At 62.4% G+C, this 17,331-nt stretch carries 13 protein-coding genes; 6 read left to right on the forward strand and 7 right to left on the reverse strand.

What is annotated here, in order from left to right; translation table 11 throughout:
- Positions 1–67: 67 nt before the first annotated feature.
- The 3 genes from IPM54_15015 to IPM54_15025 all read right to left on the reverse strand — a co-directional run bounded on the left by IPM54_15015 (position 68) and on the right by IPM54_15025 (position 4,173).
- Positions 68–724, reverse strand: coding sequence for a hypothetical protein (locus IPM54_15015; GenBank protein MBK9261104.1), 657 nt, complete (start codon positions 722–724; stop codon positions 68–70).
- Positions 725–787: 63 nt separating this feature from the next.
- Positions 788–1,399, reverse strand: a complete 612-nt coding sequence (locus IPM54_15020; protein MBK9261105.1) for a hypothetical protein — start codon at positions 1,397–1,399, stop codon at positions 788–790.
- Positions 1,396–4,173, reverse strand: a complete 2,778-nt coding sequence (locus IPM54_15025; GenBank protein MBK9261106.1) for a phosphoenolpyruvate synthase — start codon at positions 4,171–4,173, stop codon at positions 1,396–1,398. The genes IPM54_15020 and IPM54_15025 overlap by 4 nt, the downstream gene beginning before the upstream one ends.
- A 189-nt stretch (positions 4,174–4,362) precedes the next feature.
- On the opposite strand from IPM54_15025, the gene IPM54_15030 reads away from it, so the two are divergent.
- The gene (locus IPM54_15030) at positions 4,363–5,517 is read left to right on the forward strand and encodes a hypothetical protein (GenBank protein ID MBK9261107.1); all 1,155 of its coding nucleotides are present in this window, start codon (positions 4,363–4,365) and stop codon (positions 5,515–5,517) included.
- A gap of 7 nt (positions 5,518–5,524) precedes the next feature.
- On the opposite strand, the gene IPM54_15035 is transcribed toward IPM54_15030, so the two are convergent.
- Complete coding sequence (locus IPM54_15035; protein MBK9261108.1) at positions 5,525–6,544, reverse strand: esterase; 1,020 nt, start codon at positions 6,542–6,544, stop codon at positions 5,525–5,527.
- Between IPM54_15035 and IPM54_15040 the strand changes: the two genes are divergently transcribed.
- On the forward strand, positions 6,440–7,783 hold the full coding sequence (locus tag IPM54_15040; GenBank protein MBK9261109.1) for a ferritin-like domain-containing protein: 1,344 nt from the start codon (positions 6,440–6,442) through the stop codon (positions 7,781–7,783). The two genes, IPM54_15035 and IPM54_15040, sit on opposite strands and share 105 nt — an antisense overlap.
- Before the next feature lie 701 nt (positions 7,784–8,484).
- Here IPM54_15040 and IPM54_15045 read toward each other — a convergent pair.
- The 3 genes from IPM54_15045 to ftsE are packed head-to-tail and all read right to left on the reverse strand — an operon-like array spanning position 8,485 to position 11,145.
- Positions 8,485–9,444, reverse strand: a complete 960-nt coding sequence (locus IPM54_15045) for a peptidoglycan DD-metalloendopeptidase family protein (GenBank protein MBK9261110.1) — start codon at positions 9,442–9,444, stop codon at positions 8,485–8,487.
- A 1-nt stretch (position 9,445) separates the two neighbouring features.
- Positions 9,446–10,336: an ABC transporter permease gene (locus tag IPM54_15050; GenBank protein MBK9261111.1), complete on the reverse strand. Its 891-nt coding sequence runs from the start codon at positions 10,334–10,336 to the stop codon at positions 9,446–9,448.
- A gap of 11 nt (positions 10,337–10,347) precedes the next feature.
- Positions 10,348–11,145: a cell division ATP-binding protein FtsE gene (ftsE, locus tag IPM54_15055; GenBank protein ID MBK9261112.1), complete on the reverse strand. Its 798-nt coding sequence runs from the start codon at positions 11,143–11,145 to the stop codon at positions 10,348–10,350.
- A 79-nt stretch (positions 11,146–11,224) separates the two neighbouring features.
- Here ftsE and IPM54_15060 point away from each other — a divergent pair, with 79 nt between their 5' ends.
- From IPM54_15060 to IPM54_15075, 4 genes are read left to right on the forward strand one after another with little or no spacing between them, the layout of a single operon-like run.
- Positions 11,225–12,121 carry a hypothetical protein gene (locus tag IPM54_15060; protein MBK9261113.1) on the forward strand — a complete coding sequence of 299 codons (897 nt, stop codon included), beginning with the start codon at positions 11,225–11,227 and terminating at the stop codon, positions 12,119–12,121.
- A 38-nt stretch (positions 12,122–12,159) separates the two neighbouring features.
- Entirely contained in the window at positions 12,160–13,374 is a 1,215-nt protein-coding gene (locus tag IPM54_15065) for a hypothetical protein (protein MBK9261114.1), read from the forward strand.
- Entirely contained in the window at positions 13,371–16,379 is a 3,009-nt protein-coding gene (locus IPM54_15070; protein MBK9261115.1) for a PD40 domain-containing protein, read from the forward strand. The genes IPM54_15065 and IPM54_15070 overlap by 4 nt, the downstream gene beginning before the upstream one ends.
- 56 nt (positions 16,380–16,435) lie before the next feature.
- The gene (locus IPM54_15075; GenBank protein ID MBK9261116.1) at positions 16,436–17,245 is read left to right on the forward strand and encodes a hypothetical protein; all 810 of its coding nucleotides are present in this window, start codon (positions 16,436–16,438) and stop codon (positions 17,243–17,245) included.
- Positions 17,246–17,331 lie beyond the last annotated feature (86 nt).

Here is a 17,331-nt window from a genome sequence, read left to right on the forward strand (position 1 = left end):
GGCCCGCTCGGGATTGTCCCGGCGGGCCTGTTCGTCGTTCCAAACTGTTTGGAGCGCAAACGATTCGTTACTTGTTACCTTTGTCGCGCTTCGCGTTTTCGGCCGCTTCCTTCTCACGCTCGGCCTGACGCTTGACAATGCGCTCTTTGACCGGTGCGTAGTCCTTCTCGTCCTTCACGCGGCGATCGATCACCTTGATCCGCTCTTCGGGCGTGAGCGCGTAACCCTTGGCGTCTTGCGCGTTGTCCTTCAGAAACTGCGCGTACTTGCCCCACGCTTCTTTCGCCGCATCGAACTTCTTCTGACGTTCTTTGAGGTCCGCGAGGCAGAACAGCAGCCGTGCCTTGAGCGTCGGCGTGCCTTCTTTGCTCAAGCCCGACGTCCAAATGGCGTCGGCTTCTTCGGGTTTGCCCGCGGCGAGCTGCGCTTCACCCAAACGGTAGAATGCGAGCATTTGCTGGCCGTCGAGCTTGATCGCTTCCTGAAACTGCACGACCGCGCCGGGGAAATCACGCGCGATGAAGGACGCTTCGCCCTTGTTGATCGCTTCCATGTACGGGCTGATGCCCATCTTGCCCTTCGGATCCTTCAACGGAAAAACCGGCGGATCCACCTTGGCGGTCGCAGGCGCAGGCGCTGCAGGGCCTTTGCCTTGCGCAAACGCGCCGGAAGCGAGCACGACGGAGGACACAACGAGGGAAACAGCAAGCAGACGGCTGGCCATGGCAATTGCGAGACTATCGCAGGTGCGCGACGCATGGAACCAACCGCTGCAGCTTCCAGCAAATTAGCGCGCGTCGCCCGACGCATCGCCGATCGAGGCATCGCCGCTCGACGCATCGCCGATCGGCGCCGCATCACGAGCTTTCGCCGTAGCGTCGGGCCCTGCGTCCTTCGACGAAACAGCGGGCTGCGGTAGTGGCGAAAGACGCCCGTCGGATCCTGGAGGCCAGGCGAAATGCTGCGCTTCCCCCGTAGCTCGATCGACGAACACCACGGACGCGGCTCGAGGGCTATCCGCAAGCCGCACGGAGAGCCGCGTGTTCACCATGAACTCCGGCGAGCCCCAACGACGATTCTTTCGTTTCGTAGGATCTTCGAGCAGCGGTACGTCGAAACGAACCCGATCGATCAGCTCCTTGCCAATCCAAAATTCCAACGCAAATCGCCCCATGTGTCGCGCCGTGGGTGCAGGTTTGTCCAGAACGACCGCACGCACGCTGCCGAGCGACGGTTTTCCCTGACGAACCGGAACCTCGAACACCCACTGTTTCTTCGATGCAACGGGCGCTGGATCGGGCGCGTAACCAGCTCGCGGCGGATCGGCCAGCGAAAGCGCCGCGGGAATTGCCAATGCAATACCCAGCACGAGAGCGAGTGCGAAACGATGCAGCTTCACGGTTCGCTCGGCTTGCCACTTGGGCCAAAGATTTCAACCGTGCCTCGGTCACCATCGACCCGCACGAGGTCCCCCGTACGAATGGCAACGGTTGCACCTGCAACGTTCACGACCGCAGGAACGCCGTATTCGCGCGCCACGACGGCTGCGTGTGAAAGCGGCCCGCCAAGCTCGGTCACGACGGCTGCCGACACGAGGAAAAGCGGCGACAGGCCAATGTCGGTCGTGCGAGCAACGAGCACTTCGCCAGCGCGGACGGCATCGAGGTCCGTCGTGCCGGGCGCAAGCACACGCGCGCGGCCTTCGACCACGCCGCTCGACGCGGGCAAACCCTTGAGGTGCTTGCCAGCAGGCGGCGGAATCTGCACGGGCGGCGGCCTTCCAATGAACGTCGGCGGCGGATCGGGCCTTGCTGCATCGCGAAGGTATTCGGCACGGCGCAAACGCACGACGTGACCCACATCTGCGTGGCCACTACGAAGCGCCTGCACGAGCTCGTCGAAGGTGCAAAAGAAAACGGCTCCCTCGGGCAGCGTGGGATCGATGCGGCGCAACCGGCGATCCACATCGAGCGCGATCACGCGCAGCATGCCCAGCACGCGCGTGACCCACGTGCGCATGCGTTCGCGCAGACGCGTGAACTGCTGCGTACGGTTCACGAGCGTTCGGACGGCATACATCTGCACCGGGCCCAGGCGCGTTTCGAGCTGCGCCATCTCGCGATCCGAAAGAGCTCGTGCACGCGCCAAAGCTCGGTCCGCTTCGCCTTCGGATGCGCGAAGCGACGACACGAGCATCGAAATCACGGGCTGCGAATCTTCACGCCAACGCGGTGTCGCTAACTCGGCTTCCCGCACGGCGCGATCGCCATACAGGTCCAAGAATCGTTCGAGCGCCCGACGCGTATTGCCTTCGGGCAAATCACTTGGACCTCGAACGGTTCCTGCAAGTAGCAATTCGCGCGCCGTAGGATCGTTTCGAACGACTTCGGCAAGCCGCGCCAACGCCACACCGGGAGCAGCACTGTCGAGCTCACGCACGCCACCCGTGAGGGCTTGTGCAAGCGACGCTCCGGTCGTGACGCCATCGAGCAAGATCGTCGCATCGCCCAGCGTCACGTCGTCACGCACGGACGTTCGTCGAGCCGCCACTTGATCGAGCAACCGTGCAAGCGCGAGGTGCGCAGCAAGCGACGCCGAAGCGCATTCGAGCATCAGCGTGCCGGTGCGATCGAGCAGCGCACTGGCGGTGTTGAGCGTCGTGACGAGCGCGTCGTCGGGCAGGATGCCGAGATCCATCTCGAGCAGCGATCGGCGCGCGCGATCGGCATCTTTTTCGTACGCGCGCACTTCGTGTTCGAGACGCGCTTGACGTGCGATGAGGCGCGGTGCGACGAGCGGCAAGCGCGAAATGAAGCGTCGTGACGAGACGTCTTCCGTTTGCTTTTCGAGCAGCGCAATCGCCGCGTCGCTCGCTCCACCACTCACTTGAAGAAGCGCTCTGGGCGTCAAAAACGGCACTTGCGCCGAGATCTGCATGAACCGCGACAGGTTCAAGTAAAACCGACCGTGCACGTTGGTCACGAGGTGCGCGCCTCGCGGCACGCGACATCCAAGCGCCGCGAACGCTTCTCGAAAACCTTTCTCCGAAAATTTTCGCGCAATCGACCACGTGAGCGGCGTGGCTGCACCAGGCAATGCTTCCCCGACGTTTGCTCGTGACCACACGGTCGTTGCATCGCCGCCTTCGGGAAAACCTCCGCCGCCGATCGGCCGAACTTGAAGCACCACGACGCGCTCGATGCCTTCGAGCGTTCGTTCCACGGCAAACTCGACGTCGAAAGGACCACTGCCACCTTGTTCCAATCGTTTGGCAAGCGCTCCAAGCTCTTGGATCGCGACGGACGAAAGCGCCGGCCGCGATACTTGCTCCGCCGCAATGGCTGCTTCTTCCAGACCATGCGAACCGACGACGACGGCGCGAGGTTTGTCCACGATGGACGTCGCGACGACGGATCCATCTTGCGCAAGACGCACGGAATCGGTGGGCATTGCGCCTTCGACGACGGGAGCACCGAGGCCCCATGTGGCGTTGATGAGCCGCTCATGCTCGCCCCAATGTGGCCCGGCCAAACCCGGTGGTGGAGCGGTGAATAGAACTCCAGCGGATTCTGCATGCGCCATGACCTGAATCACGACGGCCATGGAGACATCGCGTATCGCCGCGTGAGCCAGGTAGTCGAGCGCGCGCGGCAAAAACAAGCTGGCCCAGACCTGCTTGATCGCCGCCGCGAGCGCCTCGGGACCGCGAACACCGAGCACCGTCGTCGCCAGCCCCGCAAAGCTCGTCTCCGCAGCGTCTTCGCACGTGGCGCTCGAACGCACGGCAAGGCCCCACGGTGCAAAGCTCTCGACCTCGGCCCAAAGCGCTTGCAGCGCTGCTACGATGGCCGGTTCGAGCGGCGTTTCTTGGATGCGGTCCCGCGCGCGTGCGGCGCGATCGATGCCCACACGACTGCCCGCAAGCTTGATGAGCGTCGGCAGATCATGCCCTCGAGGAAGCGTGTCTCGAGAAAGCGCATCGAAGTGTTCAGCGGCTAGAGCCCAGCCTCGAGGAACCGGCAGTCCATCGCGCACGAGACGTCCGAGGCTCGATGCTTTGCCCCCAAACCGTCGCAAATCGCCACGCCTTCGACTGAATGCAGCTTCGAGCGGCCGGAGAATGACCTCGTAGCCCGACGCTTCCGCGCCCACGGGAGCGCGCATGTTGCGCATCGACGGATCGCCCACGCTCACGCCTTACCATGCTTTCGGGTTTTGGTGCGAGGACCGCCAAAAACGGCGCTGGATGCTGTCGGGATCGATGGTCACGACGCGCGAGAGCACGCCTTTTGATGAGCCGAACGCGACGGAAAGTCCGCCGCACGTTCGGCAAAAAAGACAACACAATGATATTCTCCCGTCATGACGACCGTGACGACGGCACCGCCTTTCGCTGATGCACCGCGCCCTCGAGCTTGGGCGAGCGGGCTCGGCGAGTTCGCGGCGGTGGGTGGCCTGACGCCGTTTCTCTACCCACTGTCCTGGATTTTGCGAAAAGCATTCGACCTCGAACCGACCGAATACATCATTTCCTTTGCGATGTTCGCCGCGGCGTTCGTCATCAACGACCCGCATTTCGCCGTAACGTATTTTTTATTTTACAAAAACATCCGCGCACGAGCATTCGGAAACGAGTTTTCTGCAACGCAAAAAATTCGGTATTGGCTTGCCGGGTTCGTCGCACCGGTCGGGCTGATTGCTTGGGGCATTTCTGCCCTGGTTTTGCGATCGGCATATTCGATGGGTTTGATGATCCAGCTCATGTTTTTCCTGGTAGGCTGGCATTACGTCAAACAAGGGTTTGGCGTGTTCTCGGTCTTGTCGGCACGTCGAGGCGTACGTTTCGACAAAGCCGAGCGATGGGCCATTTTGGGACATTGTTATGCAGGTTGGATGTACGCGTGGGCGACGCCGCGGGACATTGGTCATACTTCGTCGGAAAAGGGAATTTGGTATGTGACACTGCCGCATCCACGAGGGCTCGATCAGGTCGCGACGGTTTTGTTTCTCGCGACCATCCCGCCGCTCGTGTGGGTCTTCGTGAGCAAGTGGAAACGCGACGGACGATTGCCCATTTTGACGCCGCTCACGGCGCTTTTGTGCAGCGTCTGGCCGTGGCTCATTTTTTCGAATGCCGATCCGCTGCTGCTCTACATGATCCCAGCGCTGCATTCGATCCAGTATTTGTATTTCGTTTGGCTGCTCGAAGGAAACAAGGCGCGCGAACGAGAAGGACCGCCGCATTTCGAGCGATCGGCGACGTCGCGCCTTTTGGGACTGGCCGTATCGGCGCTCGCGCTCGGTTGGTTCTTCTTTCACATCGGCCCGGAGATTTTCGACACGCTGATTGGTTCACGATTGGCGAAGGGCGAATTGGATCCGATTGGACCGACGCCGTGCTTCGCGGCGCTTTTCGCATTCGTGAACATCCACCACTACTGCATGGATGCGGTGATTTGGCGGCGCGAAAATCCGGAAACGCGGTATTTGCAGGTGCAGCGCAATCGACCGGCGTAATCGACGTTCAGGGCCCCGGTAGCCCTCGAAGCACGCGCTCGTGCCACAGCAACATTTCTGCCCCACCGGGACCTCGATTCCACGCGTAATCGTGCGGTCCGGGCGTCACGACGAGGTCGTGCGGAACGGACAAATCTTCGAGCGCCTTCGAGAGAGCTCGAACGGCCCCCAAAAACGGATCACCGTCGCTCGACACGAGGCGAATGGCGAGTTTTTTGCCGTGCGTCGCGCGCTTGGCCATCGCTGCAAACATGGGCGCCTCTTCGACTTTGATGGCAGGCTGCAAAGCTCCTACGGCGCCAAAGACATCGGCATGCAAAAAGCCGACGAGCAAGGCCAGGCGGCCTCCCATACTCACGCCATCGATTCCCGTGTTTTCTCGTGTGGACGAGCTCTTGCTTTCGGTCCGCGCGCGCGGAAGCAGCGATTCTCGCACGAATTGAGCAAATGGAGCTGCTCCGTTCGGCGAACGATCTTTCAGGTCGGGCGTATATGGACACGCCACGACGAGCCCTTCGTAGGGATTCTTTTTCAATGATTCATTGAGCCGCCCGAGTCTGTCCGGGAGAACCATTTCGCCAAGATCTGCCGCCGTGAGCGATCCTGCGCGCAGGCGCGTATCGAGTTTGTCGAGGCCATAATCATCACGCCAAGCTTTCGCGCCCACTTCGAGCCCTCGGCCGGATTCTCCGCGACCATGCAATGCAACGAGGACGGGCAAGGGATGCGATGACGGCGGCACGAGCAAAAGGGCACGTTGCTCGTCGGGGGGCGGAAACGAAAGGTCACGCCACCGGCCATCCGCCGTCGAAGTGGGAGGAGCGGATTTTCGGCAGCCAGCCAATGAAAGCCCACCAAGGGCTGCAAGGAGGTTGCGACGAGTTAGCAGGAGCGAGTCGGCGGAACGCAATGTGCGTGCATTGTGACAGACGAAAAGAATGATGCCAAGTTCGGTACATCGCGGTTGCGCGGAATCGACATTCCAGGCATCATCGAAGAGCACGCTTGCTTGGAGGTTTTCATGCATCACGCCAAACAATTGGGAATTCGTCTTGCGTCACTTCTTTTTGCTACGGGCCTCGCCAGCGCGTCTGCAATCATTGGATGCGGGAGCGAAGTGTCGGAGGGGGGATCGACGTCCGGCAGTGGGGGCAGCGGGTCCGGATCGAGCGGATCGAGCGGATCGAGCTCGGGTGCACCGATGTGCTTTTCGGGAGACGCGCCAGTCCGGCAATGCTTCACGCTGGAACAATTGGAAAATGCGCTCAATTTTCCGCCCGGCGAACCGCTCGATCCCGACGCGGGTCCGCCTGACGGCGGATACGTCATGTTCACGGAATGCCCCGACCCCTCGATGGCGCGAAACGGGTGTTGCAATCCCGGCGTGGCGGGTCCGGAAATCGAAGGGGATCTTTGTTGTTATTACTTCTGCGAGGGACCGTGCTGCGGCCGAGCCTTTACCATTGATGGTCATGCGCGCGTCGCCGATACGACCGAGCGCGACGATTGGTGTGCAGATTGGTCGTCCGAGACAAACGACATCGATGACGTCACGCGCGGGGCGCTCGCGGATGCGTGGCGCGCGGATGCGCAAATGGAGCATGCTTCGGTGGCGTCGTTTGCGCGGTTCACGCTGGAGCTCTTGGCGCTCGGTGCGCCGGCCGATCTCGTCGCGGCATCGCAATTGGCGTCGCTCGACGAAGTGGAGCATGCGCGGCTTTGTTTTGCGCTGGCGTCGCGTTTTTCGGGACAAGCTCACGGGCCAGGGCCGCTCGATATGGCGGGCGCATTGCGAGGGACTTCGCTTGCCGAATGCGCGGGTTTTGCGGTGATCGAGGGTTGCATTGGAGAAACCATTGCGGCGCTGACGGCGCGCGCGCAGCTCGATGTGGCGAAAGACGAGGACGCACGGCGGGCGCTTTTGCGCATTGCGGAGGACGAAGAGGCGCACGCGGCATTGGCGTGGCGATTCGTGGCGTGGGCGCTATCGATGGGAGGTGCGCCGGTGCGAGCGGCGGTGGCTCGAGCGTTCGACGAGGGAATGCGGAAGGTGCGAGCACACCGGAATGCCGATGCGGTGGGCATTGATGAAGTTGCGTGGCGGCATTTTGGAAGGCTGACGGCTGCGGAAATGGATCGCGCTACGGCGGATGCGCTGGAGGAAGCGATTGCACCGAATGCGCGGCTGCTTTTGGAACAGGCTGGGACGATTGCGGAAAAGCGGACGCGTCAGGCGCTTTCCGCGGAATCGAATACATTCGCGTAGACCTGGTCCACGTCGATTTCGCAGTCGATTGCAGAAAGCGCAACGCGCTGTCCAGCCTCGTACGTACGCAGAACCCACGATCCATCATCCTGCCGCGTGAATACCTCGCCAAGCCTGCGGAGCGAGCGCAGTAATGCCGACGGCGGGATCGTTTGGATGCAGCAAATTATCGCCGCGACCATGGGTCGGCGGTTTTAGATTCCGACAGCACCTTCCACCACGATACGCGAGATTGGCCAGGATGCTGGCGGTTATCACCACTCACATTCAGGACGCCCGCACACAACGGACCTGACATTCTTGGATACCTCGCCCTGACGTGGGGACGCAGATGCGCATGTCCGAGGTGCGAATCGAGCCCGTCGGCCATGCGAGTCATTTCAGAACGCGGACCATCCCTACGGCGACCGCGTCTGTGCTCATACGACCATCCCGACTTGGCAAGATCCCGCCATTGGCGACCCGCAAGTGAACGCTCCTCGTGACGCTTGGTCGGACGCAGGACTCCTCTTCGGTGCAGACAGGATTCGTTCAGCGGCGCTGGCCATACGAGAAAGTGTCGCACACAACCCGGCGACTGTCCAGCAGAAAACCGCGCAAACAGGAAGAAATTGGTTCGTCCGAGTATACCATTGCGTCGTCTAATTCGACGGCATCCGCAATGATTTTGCAATGGCGTTACGATGCGCCCAACGCCGAAATCACATCCCCAGCCAAGGCCCAGGATCCTCCGGTACCGATCCGCGCCGAATCTCGAAATACACCGCCTCGCTCTGTCCCGCCGACGGCGACGTGCCCACACGCGCCCCCGCCGCAATCTTGTCGCCCACTCGAGCATCCGTTCCGCCAAGATTCGCGTATACGCTGTAATAACGATCACCATGATCCACAATGACCGTTAGACCGTACGCATCATAACGATCGGCAAACACGACATGGCCAGCCGCCACACTACGCACAGCGGCTGCAAGCTGAGTCACAAGCTCGATGCCGCTCACCCCATGCCTGTTCGACCGACGAACTTCAGCTCGGCCGGCCACGGGGAAATGTAGGCGCCCTTTCTGTGCGGCAAAGTCAAGGCGCGTGTCACCGTCGCGAGGCCCCGAGTCCGCTCCGTAAATCGCTACGTAGTCGGGCCTCGTCGACGATTCGAACGCCCGAGCAAACGCGGCTCGTCGCTCTTCCTCGGCATCGAGCGCTCGTTTGGCGCGCAGCATGGCCTCGCGCTGCACGTCGAGCGGTGCTCGTTCGGCAGCGAGGCGTTCGAGACGCTGGCGAATCACGTCTTTTCGTTTGATGAGATCAGCTTCTTGCGCGATGTCGCGTTCGAGAGCCCGGCGTACTCGCTCGACTTTCGCCGCGTGATCGACGAGTGCATCGAAACCTTCGCCCACGGGCAAAAGGCCCGCATGCACGTGGCGGTAATAAGCTCGGCCACGCGCGAGCATGCGTTTGCGCACGGTTTCGAGGCGCGGATCGATCGTCACGAGCTCAGCTTGGAGAGCTCGCTGTTCGTCGTCGATTCGCAAGATCAAGCGCTCGAAATCCGAAACGGCGTGAGACGCACGCACAGGCGATCCATCGATCGGGCTGCTCCCGCTCGCAGCGCTCGAGACGAGCGCCAGCAGCATCACCAAAGCGAACGATGTACGACGTTTCATGTCACACGGGCCCCATCCGGCGGAGGCTGACGAGTGCGGTGGTCGCACCGAGGAGTCCGCCGAGCAACACGAATCCCACGCTGACGGTCCAAGGCAAAAACGAAGGCGAAAGGCCGAGCAAGTTCGCAAGCTCCTGATCGAAGCGACCTCGAACGAGCATGAAGAGCATGCCAAGCAGCGCAATTGCCGCCGCAGCGCCCGCTGCTCCCTGCATGGCTCCTTCGATCACGAACGGTTGGCGCACAAACGAGTTTGTCGCTCCAACCAAGCGTAGCACTTCGACTTCGATGCGACGCCGGCTGAGGAGCAGGCGCATCGTGGAGCTGATGACGCTGAAGACGGCGCACATGACGACGATCGCCAGCGCAGCACTCGCGGTGACGCCGCCGCTCAACAGCGACGAGAGGCGTTCGGTCCAGCGCCTGTACGTCTCGACGGTCTCGACCGCTGGAAGCGCTTGGAGCTTGAGCGCGATGGCTTGCAAGTCTTGATCGGCGACTTCGTCGGTGAATCCAAGCTCGAGCGACGCGGGAAACGCGCTTGCAGGAAGCGACGCAAGGGCCGAGTCCGTCTCGTCCACGACGACTTCGCGACGCGCCTGCGCGCTCGTGACGTGACGAACGCGCCGGATTCCTTGGGTTTTTTCGAGCGCTGCGATGAGCTCGGTGACTTCCTGGTCCGTCGCGTTGTCGCGCAGATACACCGTGGCTCGGCCCGCGTGAGACCAACGCTCGCGCACGGCGGAAAGGTTTGTCACGACGAGCAGCGATGCTGCGAGACAAACGAAGGCGACGGCCAGAGAAAAAATCGTGTGCAGGTGGGTGCGCATGTCACCGCGCCCAGGTCGCCAGGCTCGCATCGGCACGCGCACGCTGTATCGATCATTCGACATGAAACTACTCCCTACGCCACCAAGTTGAGCGCGAGGTGTTCGCCCGAATCTTCGGCGCCGAGCCCATTCGGTGCATCGGTGGCTTTACCGTCTTCGAGCACGATCACGCGACGCGGGCGCACATCGAGCAGCGTGCGATCGTGCGTCGCAAAGAGAACGGTAGCGCCCGTTTCGTGGATGTCCTCGAAGAGCCCGAGGATGTCGAAGGCGAGTTGAGGATCGAGGTTGCCCGTGGGTTCGTCCGCGAGAATGAGCGCCGGTTCTCCGACGATGGCTCGGGCGATCGCCACGCGTTGTTGCTCGCCGCCCGACAAGCGTTTGGCTTGTTCGTCACCGCGTCCAGCGAGACCAACGCGCTCGAGCGCTTCGCCCACGCGTGCTCGGACGAGCTTTGGAGGCAAGCCGACGACTTCGAGCGCGACGGCGACGTTGTCCGCGACAGTCCAGCTCGGAACGAGCTTGAAGTCTTGGAAGACGTAGCCGATGTTGCGTCGCAGGGCTGGGATTGCTTCTTCTTTGAGGCGACTGATGTCGCGACCGAGAAACAGAATGCGACCTTCGTCCGCCTGCTCGATCCGATGCACGAGCCGCAATAAGGTGCTCTTGCCCGAGCCCGAAGGCCCCGTGATGAAGACGAACTCACCCCGCTCGATCGTGAGCGACATACCCTTGAGCACGGGTTGGTCGGAGCGGTACGCCTTGTGGACATCCTCGAAGACGAGGATGGGTCGAGGTGCTGCCAGAGGATCGAATCGATGCCCTGGTCTGAGAGCCGGTCGAAACAGGTTGCGCGGAGAAAAAGCCGCCATGAGGGCGATAGCTACCAGGGCCCGTAAAAGTGGAAAACTTTTCGGCCAACGAGGGCGCAACAGCGCGTAACGAAGCCCGATGCCGCTACGAATCGTCTTCTTCGGATTGCCGCTCGCCGCGCTGCTTCTCGCGCATGACGGTCACTCGATCGAGCTGTGTGCCGTGTGCCGAAAAGACGCGCTCGGGCTTCGTCGTGCCAGGCGCGTTTTCGGCAACGACCGCGTGGTCGTGAAGCCGAGGACAAACGATGCGGCACTTCGCGCGCGCGTCGGGGCCATCGCGCCTGACCTCGTCGTGAGCTGGTTTTGGACGACGCGCTTGCCCATGGAGATCGTCGATGCTGCGCGGCTCGGAGGGATCGGCGTGCATCCATCGCTGCTCCCGCGCCATCGAGGGCCGGATCCGACGACGTGGGCGATCAAGAGCGGCGATGACGTGACCGGCGTCACCGTGCATCGCATCGCTGCCGAGTACGATACGGGTGCAATCCTGGATCAGGAGCGGCTTTCCATCGATCCACGCTGGAACGCGTGGGACTTGGCGCGCGCCTTGGATCGCCCGTCGCTGCGAGCTTTGCGGCGCACGGTGAACCGTTTTTCGAGGGGCGAAGTCGTTCTGGAAAAACCCCAGGACGAACAGCATGCAACGGAAGCTCCCTTTCTGGATGAAGAGGCTTGCGCGATTCGTTGGTCCTGGCCGACGGATCACATACTCCGGCACATTCGTGCTCTCGCCCCCGCTCCTGGTGCATGGACCGAGATCAACGGATCGCTCGTGCAAGTGATCGCTGCAGAGCAAACGAGCCGTTTTCCCTCGGCGCTCGAACCTGGCGAGGGGTATGTGGATCAGGATCGCGCGGTCGTTCGTACGGGCGACGGAGCGATCGTTTTGTTGCGCGGTGAGATCGATGGGCGAGAAGCGTCGATCAAAGATTTCGCACGCCTCTTTTTCTCGGGCACGGCTTTGCTAGGCTGACCCGCGATTCGACTCGACGTGCTTCTGGAGGACGACTCGTGGAACCCGCTCAGCTTGCAAAAATGGCGCGAGATAGCCTGACGGCAGCGCTCAACGCCATACAGAGTTGCGACGACGCGCCCGACGAGTTGTTCGATGCGGCAGAGCCCATCGCGCAAACGATCACGATTCTGCGCAAGATCGAGCGCGGTGGTGGCGCCATGCTGGATGGGCGCGACATCGCCCTGAAGAACGTGCGTAAGGTTCTCGCGGACGTGCAGGCGATCGACAGTGGTCATCCCGCAGCCGATGACGTGCTCGAAGCCGTCGCAGCGTCGCTGGCGAAGGTCAACGCGCTCGCACGATGGAAAGGCGGTCAACCGTCGGTTCCCCCGCCAGCGCCTGCTGCGGCCCCGGCACCCGCACCAGCGCCTGTTGCGGCTCCGGCACCAGCACCCGCGCCTGCGCCGGTCGCTGCTGTGCCTCAACCGGCCCCTCGACCAGCGCCCGCTCCCGTCGTTCAGGCGCCGGTCGCGCAATACGTCGAACCGCCGCGACCCGCCCAAGCTCCGCAGCCGGTCGTTCAAGCCAAACCCGTCGTCGCGCCGCAGCCTGAACCCGCTCCGCAGCCGGTCGTTCACGCCAAACCTGTCGTCGCAGTCCAGCCTGAACCCGCTCCGCAGCCGGTCGTTCACGCCAAACCCGTCGTCGCGCCACAGCCTGAACCTGCTCCGCAGCCGGTCGTTCACGCCAAACCTGTCGTCGCAGTCCAGCCTGAACCCGCTCCGCAGCCGGTCGTTCACGCCAAACCCGTCGTCGCGCTGCAGCCTGAATCCGCTCCGCAGCCGGTCGTTCACGCCAAACCTGCGCCTGCACCCGCAGCAGCGGAACCTGCGCCCGAACCCAAAGCCGCGCCGAAAAAGGTCGCGGCGCCTCCCGCACCTCCCGGCGTGCGCACGCTCGATGTCGCCCTCGGTACGCGCAGTGTGTCAAACTTCTACCGGGGACTCGGCGGCAACGACGTCATCGAACATGGCGGCCTGTTTGTCGAGACGTACAGCATCCCGAAGATCGGCACGCAACTGCAACTGCACGTGCTCATGCCCGGCGACTACGAGTTCTACGCGCTCGCAACGGTCATGTGGACGCGTGAACCCGGTGGTTCGTCCGAACCGGGCTATGGCGCTCGCATCACGCAAATCGGCCCCGACGGCCGGCAACTCGTGTACCGGTACACCCGCAATCGGGAGCCGATGTTTTACGACGACCTGTGACGAACACGGCGGGTCTTCGAGTCACGCTGGCGCTCGTCACGCTCGTCGCGGTCCTGCTCGCGCCTGCTCGAGCATCGGCGATCGGCGATCCCGATTTGGATTGGCGCACGGTCGAAACGAAGCATTTTCGCGTGCACCATCCAAATACGCTCGCGCCCCTGGCCGAACGTGTCGCGCGCATTTCCGAATCGGTGCATGCACGCTTGAAGCACACGCTCGCCTACGCACCGAAGGGCAAGACGGAAGTGGTGCTGACGGACGACGTGGATTCGGCCAACGGTTCGGCCACGGCGCTGCCGTTCAACACGGTTCGTCTCTATGCAACGGCGCCCGAAGATCTGTCCGTGCTCGGCGACTACGACGACTGGATGCTCGATCTCATCACGCACGAGCACACGCACATCCTGCACATCGACAACATCTCCGGCACGGCCGCGATCATCAACGCCATCCTCGGCAAGACGTACGCGCCGAACCAAGTGCAGCCGCGGTGGATCATCGAAGGCCTCGCGACGCTCACGGAATCCCGTGAAACGAGCGCCGGTCGCATGCGCTCGTCGTTCTTCGACATGTACATGCGTGCCGACGTGCTCGAAGATCGCATCGCGGGCCTCGACACCGTTTCGTCGAGCCCGCTGCGCTGGCCGAACGGCAACCTTTGGTACCTATACGGTTCGCGATTTCTTGGATGGATCACGGACGTCTACGGTCCGAACACGATGCGCTCCGTGTCCGCGGACTACGGCAGCACGGTGTTTCCTTGGGCCATCAATCGGTCGATCCGGCGCGTGACGGGCAAGACGTACGAAGAGCTGTTCGAGGGCTTCAAGGCTCACTTGCGGCTTCGCTACGCGGCGCAGATGAAGACCGTCGAAGCGCGTGGTCTGCGCGAAGGTGTGCGCCTCACGCATCACGGTCGCAACGTGATGTACCCGCGGTTCGTCCCTCGCGTGGCGCGATCATCGGACGCTGACGAGCTCGTCTATTGGCGCGACGACTACAACGCTCGACCGGGCATCTACCGCGTCGCGCTTTCGCCGAAGCACGACGCGCTCGCGGACAAACCCAAGCTCTTCGTGCGCACGCGAGGCTCGTCCGTGTCGTCGTTTTCGCCGACGGGCGACCTCTATTCGAGCAGCAACGCGCCGTGGAAGATCGTGTATTGGCGCGACGATCTCTTCCGCATCCAGCATGGGTTTTCCGCACCGCGCGGCGACGAACCCGAACGCCAACGGCTCACCGTGGGCATGCGTGCGACTGCGCCCGATGTGAGCCCCGACGGGCGTCGAATCGCCTTCACGGTGAACTCCAAGAGCACGACGTACTTGCAGATCGCCGACGTCGATGCCGAAGGGCGCCTCGCGAACGTGCGCGACCTCGTGCCGAGCGCTCGTTTCGAACAGGCCTACACGCCTCGGTTTTCCCCCGACGGGCGCTTCATCGCGTACAGCGCATGGACGACGGGCGGCTACCGCGACATTCGCCTCGTCGACGTCGCCAAAGGAACGTTCGAGCAAATCACGCGCGATCGCGCCATCGACGCGAACCCCGTTTTTTCGAACGACGGCAAGGTCCTCTACTTTTCCTCGGATCGCACGGGCATATCGAACATCTACGCGTACGACATCGCCCAGCGATCGCTACGCCAAGTGACCAACGTGCGTATGGGAGCGTATCAGCCTGCGTTGAGCCCCAATGGCAAGACGCTCGTGTACGTCGGTTACACGTCGACGGGCTTCGACCTTTACGCATTGCAGCTCGATTCGTCGCGTTTTCTCGATGCGCTGCCCGCGCCAGCCGATCGCCCGGATCCGCCGCCAGCGCCCGAGCACGTGCCGATGAAGTGGAGCCGTTACCAACCGCTTGGAACAGTGCTGCCGCGCAACTACTCGGTGAACTTTGGGCCGGGAACGTACGGCAACGCGGCGCTGAGCCTCGAAGCGGTGGGAAGCGATGTCGCGGGGTTTCACGAAGTTGGGGCAAGCCTCACGGCGGACTTTGCAGCGCCGGCCCCGCGGGTGGTGCTCGAGTATGCGTATCGCCGGCTGCCGATGAACATGCGAGTGCGCCTGTTTCACTCGGTCGCTCCGCGGCAGAACTTCATCGCGAACGGTCAACGGATCAAATACGACGAACGCGGGATCGGCATATCGTCCGCGCTTTCGTACGCGATTCCAGGCGATTTTACCGACCAATTCCTGGGTTTGTCCTACACCTTCTCGGGCTTCCGCGGCGAGTTGCCCTCGGTGCAGCTCGACCCGACGTCGACGGTTCCGCGCATCCCACGCGGTGGCGTCATGAGCACCCTGCGCGCGAATTATTCGTTCACGAACGTCGAAGGATCGCTCGATTCGGCAGGAGCGATCCGCGGGTTTTCATTTCGTGCTGCGGTCGAATATGCCGGACAGCCCACGGGTAGTGACTTTTCCCTCTACAACTTCGACGGCGCCGTCGCGGGCTACGTGCCGATGCCTTGGCCGGGCTTGCACACGCTCGCGTTGCGCGTCGCTGGAGGCGTGGCTGGCGGTACGTACGCCGAAAACGGCTACTACAACGTTGGCGGGTACGACTTCGAGTCGAACACGCTGCTCGATACGATCACCACGGGCATCTACGATGGATCATTCGTGCTTCGCGGCTACGCGCCAAGCAGCTTGGCGGGTCGCGCGTTTGTCCTGCAAAACGTCGAGTATCGCTTCCCCATCGTCAAACCCGATCGCGGGTTGTCGACGTTGCCGCTGTACCTTCGTCGCATCGATGGCAACGTCTTCGTGGACTACGGCGGCGCTTTCAACGAGCTGGATCTGTCCGCGATTTCGCTCTTCACGAACAACAGCATCATCAACTCGCCGGACTTGCACACGTCTGCCGGTGTCGAGCTGTGGCTTGGTTTCTCGCTCGGTTACTACCTGGATGCGCAGTTTCGCCTTGGGTATGCCCGCGGTTTCAGCGCGAAGGCCATTCCTGGAGGGCAGTGGTATTTCGTAGCTTCGAGCGCGTTTTGAGGCGTTCTCTTGCCAAGAACTTTGCCTTTTCGGCGCCTTCGGCAACATCTTGGGCTGTGCGCCGCATCCTCTGTATCGCTTTCCTCGCTGCCGGTCTCGGTGGCTGTTTCGCCACCCGTTCGTCGACCGACAAGCTCTTGGATGCAGCCCACGAGCACAACGGAGCCGTGCGGTTCGGCCGCATGGACATCGCGCTCGATCACGTGAACGCATCTGCCAAGGAAGAGTGGCTGAAGCGTCGCGCTGCATGGAAAAGCGGTGTGCGCATCGTCGACGTCGAGCTCGAAGGCATGCAGATGAGCGGGCTCACCGAGGCGACCGTGCAAGTGCGTGTTGCATGGCAACGCATCGACGAAGCGGATTTGCGGTCGACGGAGGTCGTGCAGAAGTGGCGTACGAGTGCCGGCCCGTGGCAGCTCGTGACGGAAGACTGCACGGGTGGTGATAAGAGCCTGCTTGGTGGATCCGAAGACGGCAGCCGGGGCCCCCCGGGCCCGGCGCAAAAAGAAGTTCTGACCTCTGCCTGCGGTGGGCGAGATCGGGGTATGGGGCCGAGCCTGCGGGTTTTTGTGGAAGGGCAAACACCGGGAGGCTCCGGACCCCCATCGCAAACCAGCCTCGCGCAGCGCGCGTCCCACGCGCGCGAAGCGAGCGTTCGGATCTGGCCCGGTTTCAAACCGTTTGTTGCGCAGGGGGGTGAGGGCAATCAGGAAGCGGCTGAAGTGGTGGCCTTGGCCGTGCGCGGCTTCTTCGCCTGCGTGGTCTCAGCCGTCGCGCGTGCGGCCTTGCGACGCTTGATGCGTTCCTTCTTCTTCACTTGGCCCTTACGACGCCTCATCTTCAGTGACTTTCGACGATCCCTGTAGCCCATCGCGTGTGACTCCTCCGGAAAAACGTGCGCCAATCTGCCCAACCTTGGGCGTTGCCGCAAGGACTGTGAACGATGTCCGCC

The organism is Polyangiaceae bacterium (assembly GCA_016715885.1).
Taxonomy (GTDB): Bacteria; Myxococcota_A; Polyangia; order Polyangiales; family Polyangiaceae; genus Polyangium.

Coding starts and splice junctions, on each gene's coding strand:
- IPM54_15015 (MBK9261104.1), bottom strand. CDS start 724: ATGGCCAGCCGTCTGCTTGCTGTTTCCCTCGTTGTGTCCTCCGTCGTG.
- IPM54_15025 (MBK9261106.1), bottom strand. CDS start 4,173: ATGCGCAACATGCGCGCTCCCGTGGGCGCGGAAGCGTCGGGCTACGAG.
- IPM54_15030 (MBK9261107.1), top strand. CDS start 4,363: ATGACGACCGTGACGACGGCACCGCCTTTCGCTGATGCACCGCGCCCT.
- IPM54_15035 (MBK9261108.1), bottom strand. CDS start 6,544: ATGCATGAAAACCTCCAAGCAAGCGTGCTCTTCGATGATGCCTGGAAT.
- IPM54_15045 (MBK9261110.1), bottom strand. CDS start 9,444: ATGAAACGTCGTACATCGTTCGCTTTGGTGATGCTGCTGGCGCTCGTC.
- IPM54_15050 (MBK9261111.1), bottom strand. CDS start 10,336: ATGTCGAATGATCGATACAGCGTGCGCGTGCCGATGCGAGCCTGGCGA.
- ftsE (MBK9261112.1), bottom strand. CDS start 11,145: ATGGCGGCTTTTTCTCCGCGCAACCTGTTTCGACCGGCTCTCAGACCA.
- IPM54_15060 (MBK9261113.1), top strand. CDS start 11,225: ATGCCGCTACGAATCGTCTTCTTCGGATTGCCGCTCGCCGCGCTGCTT.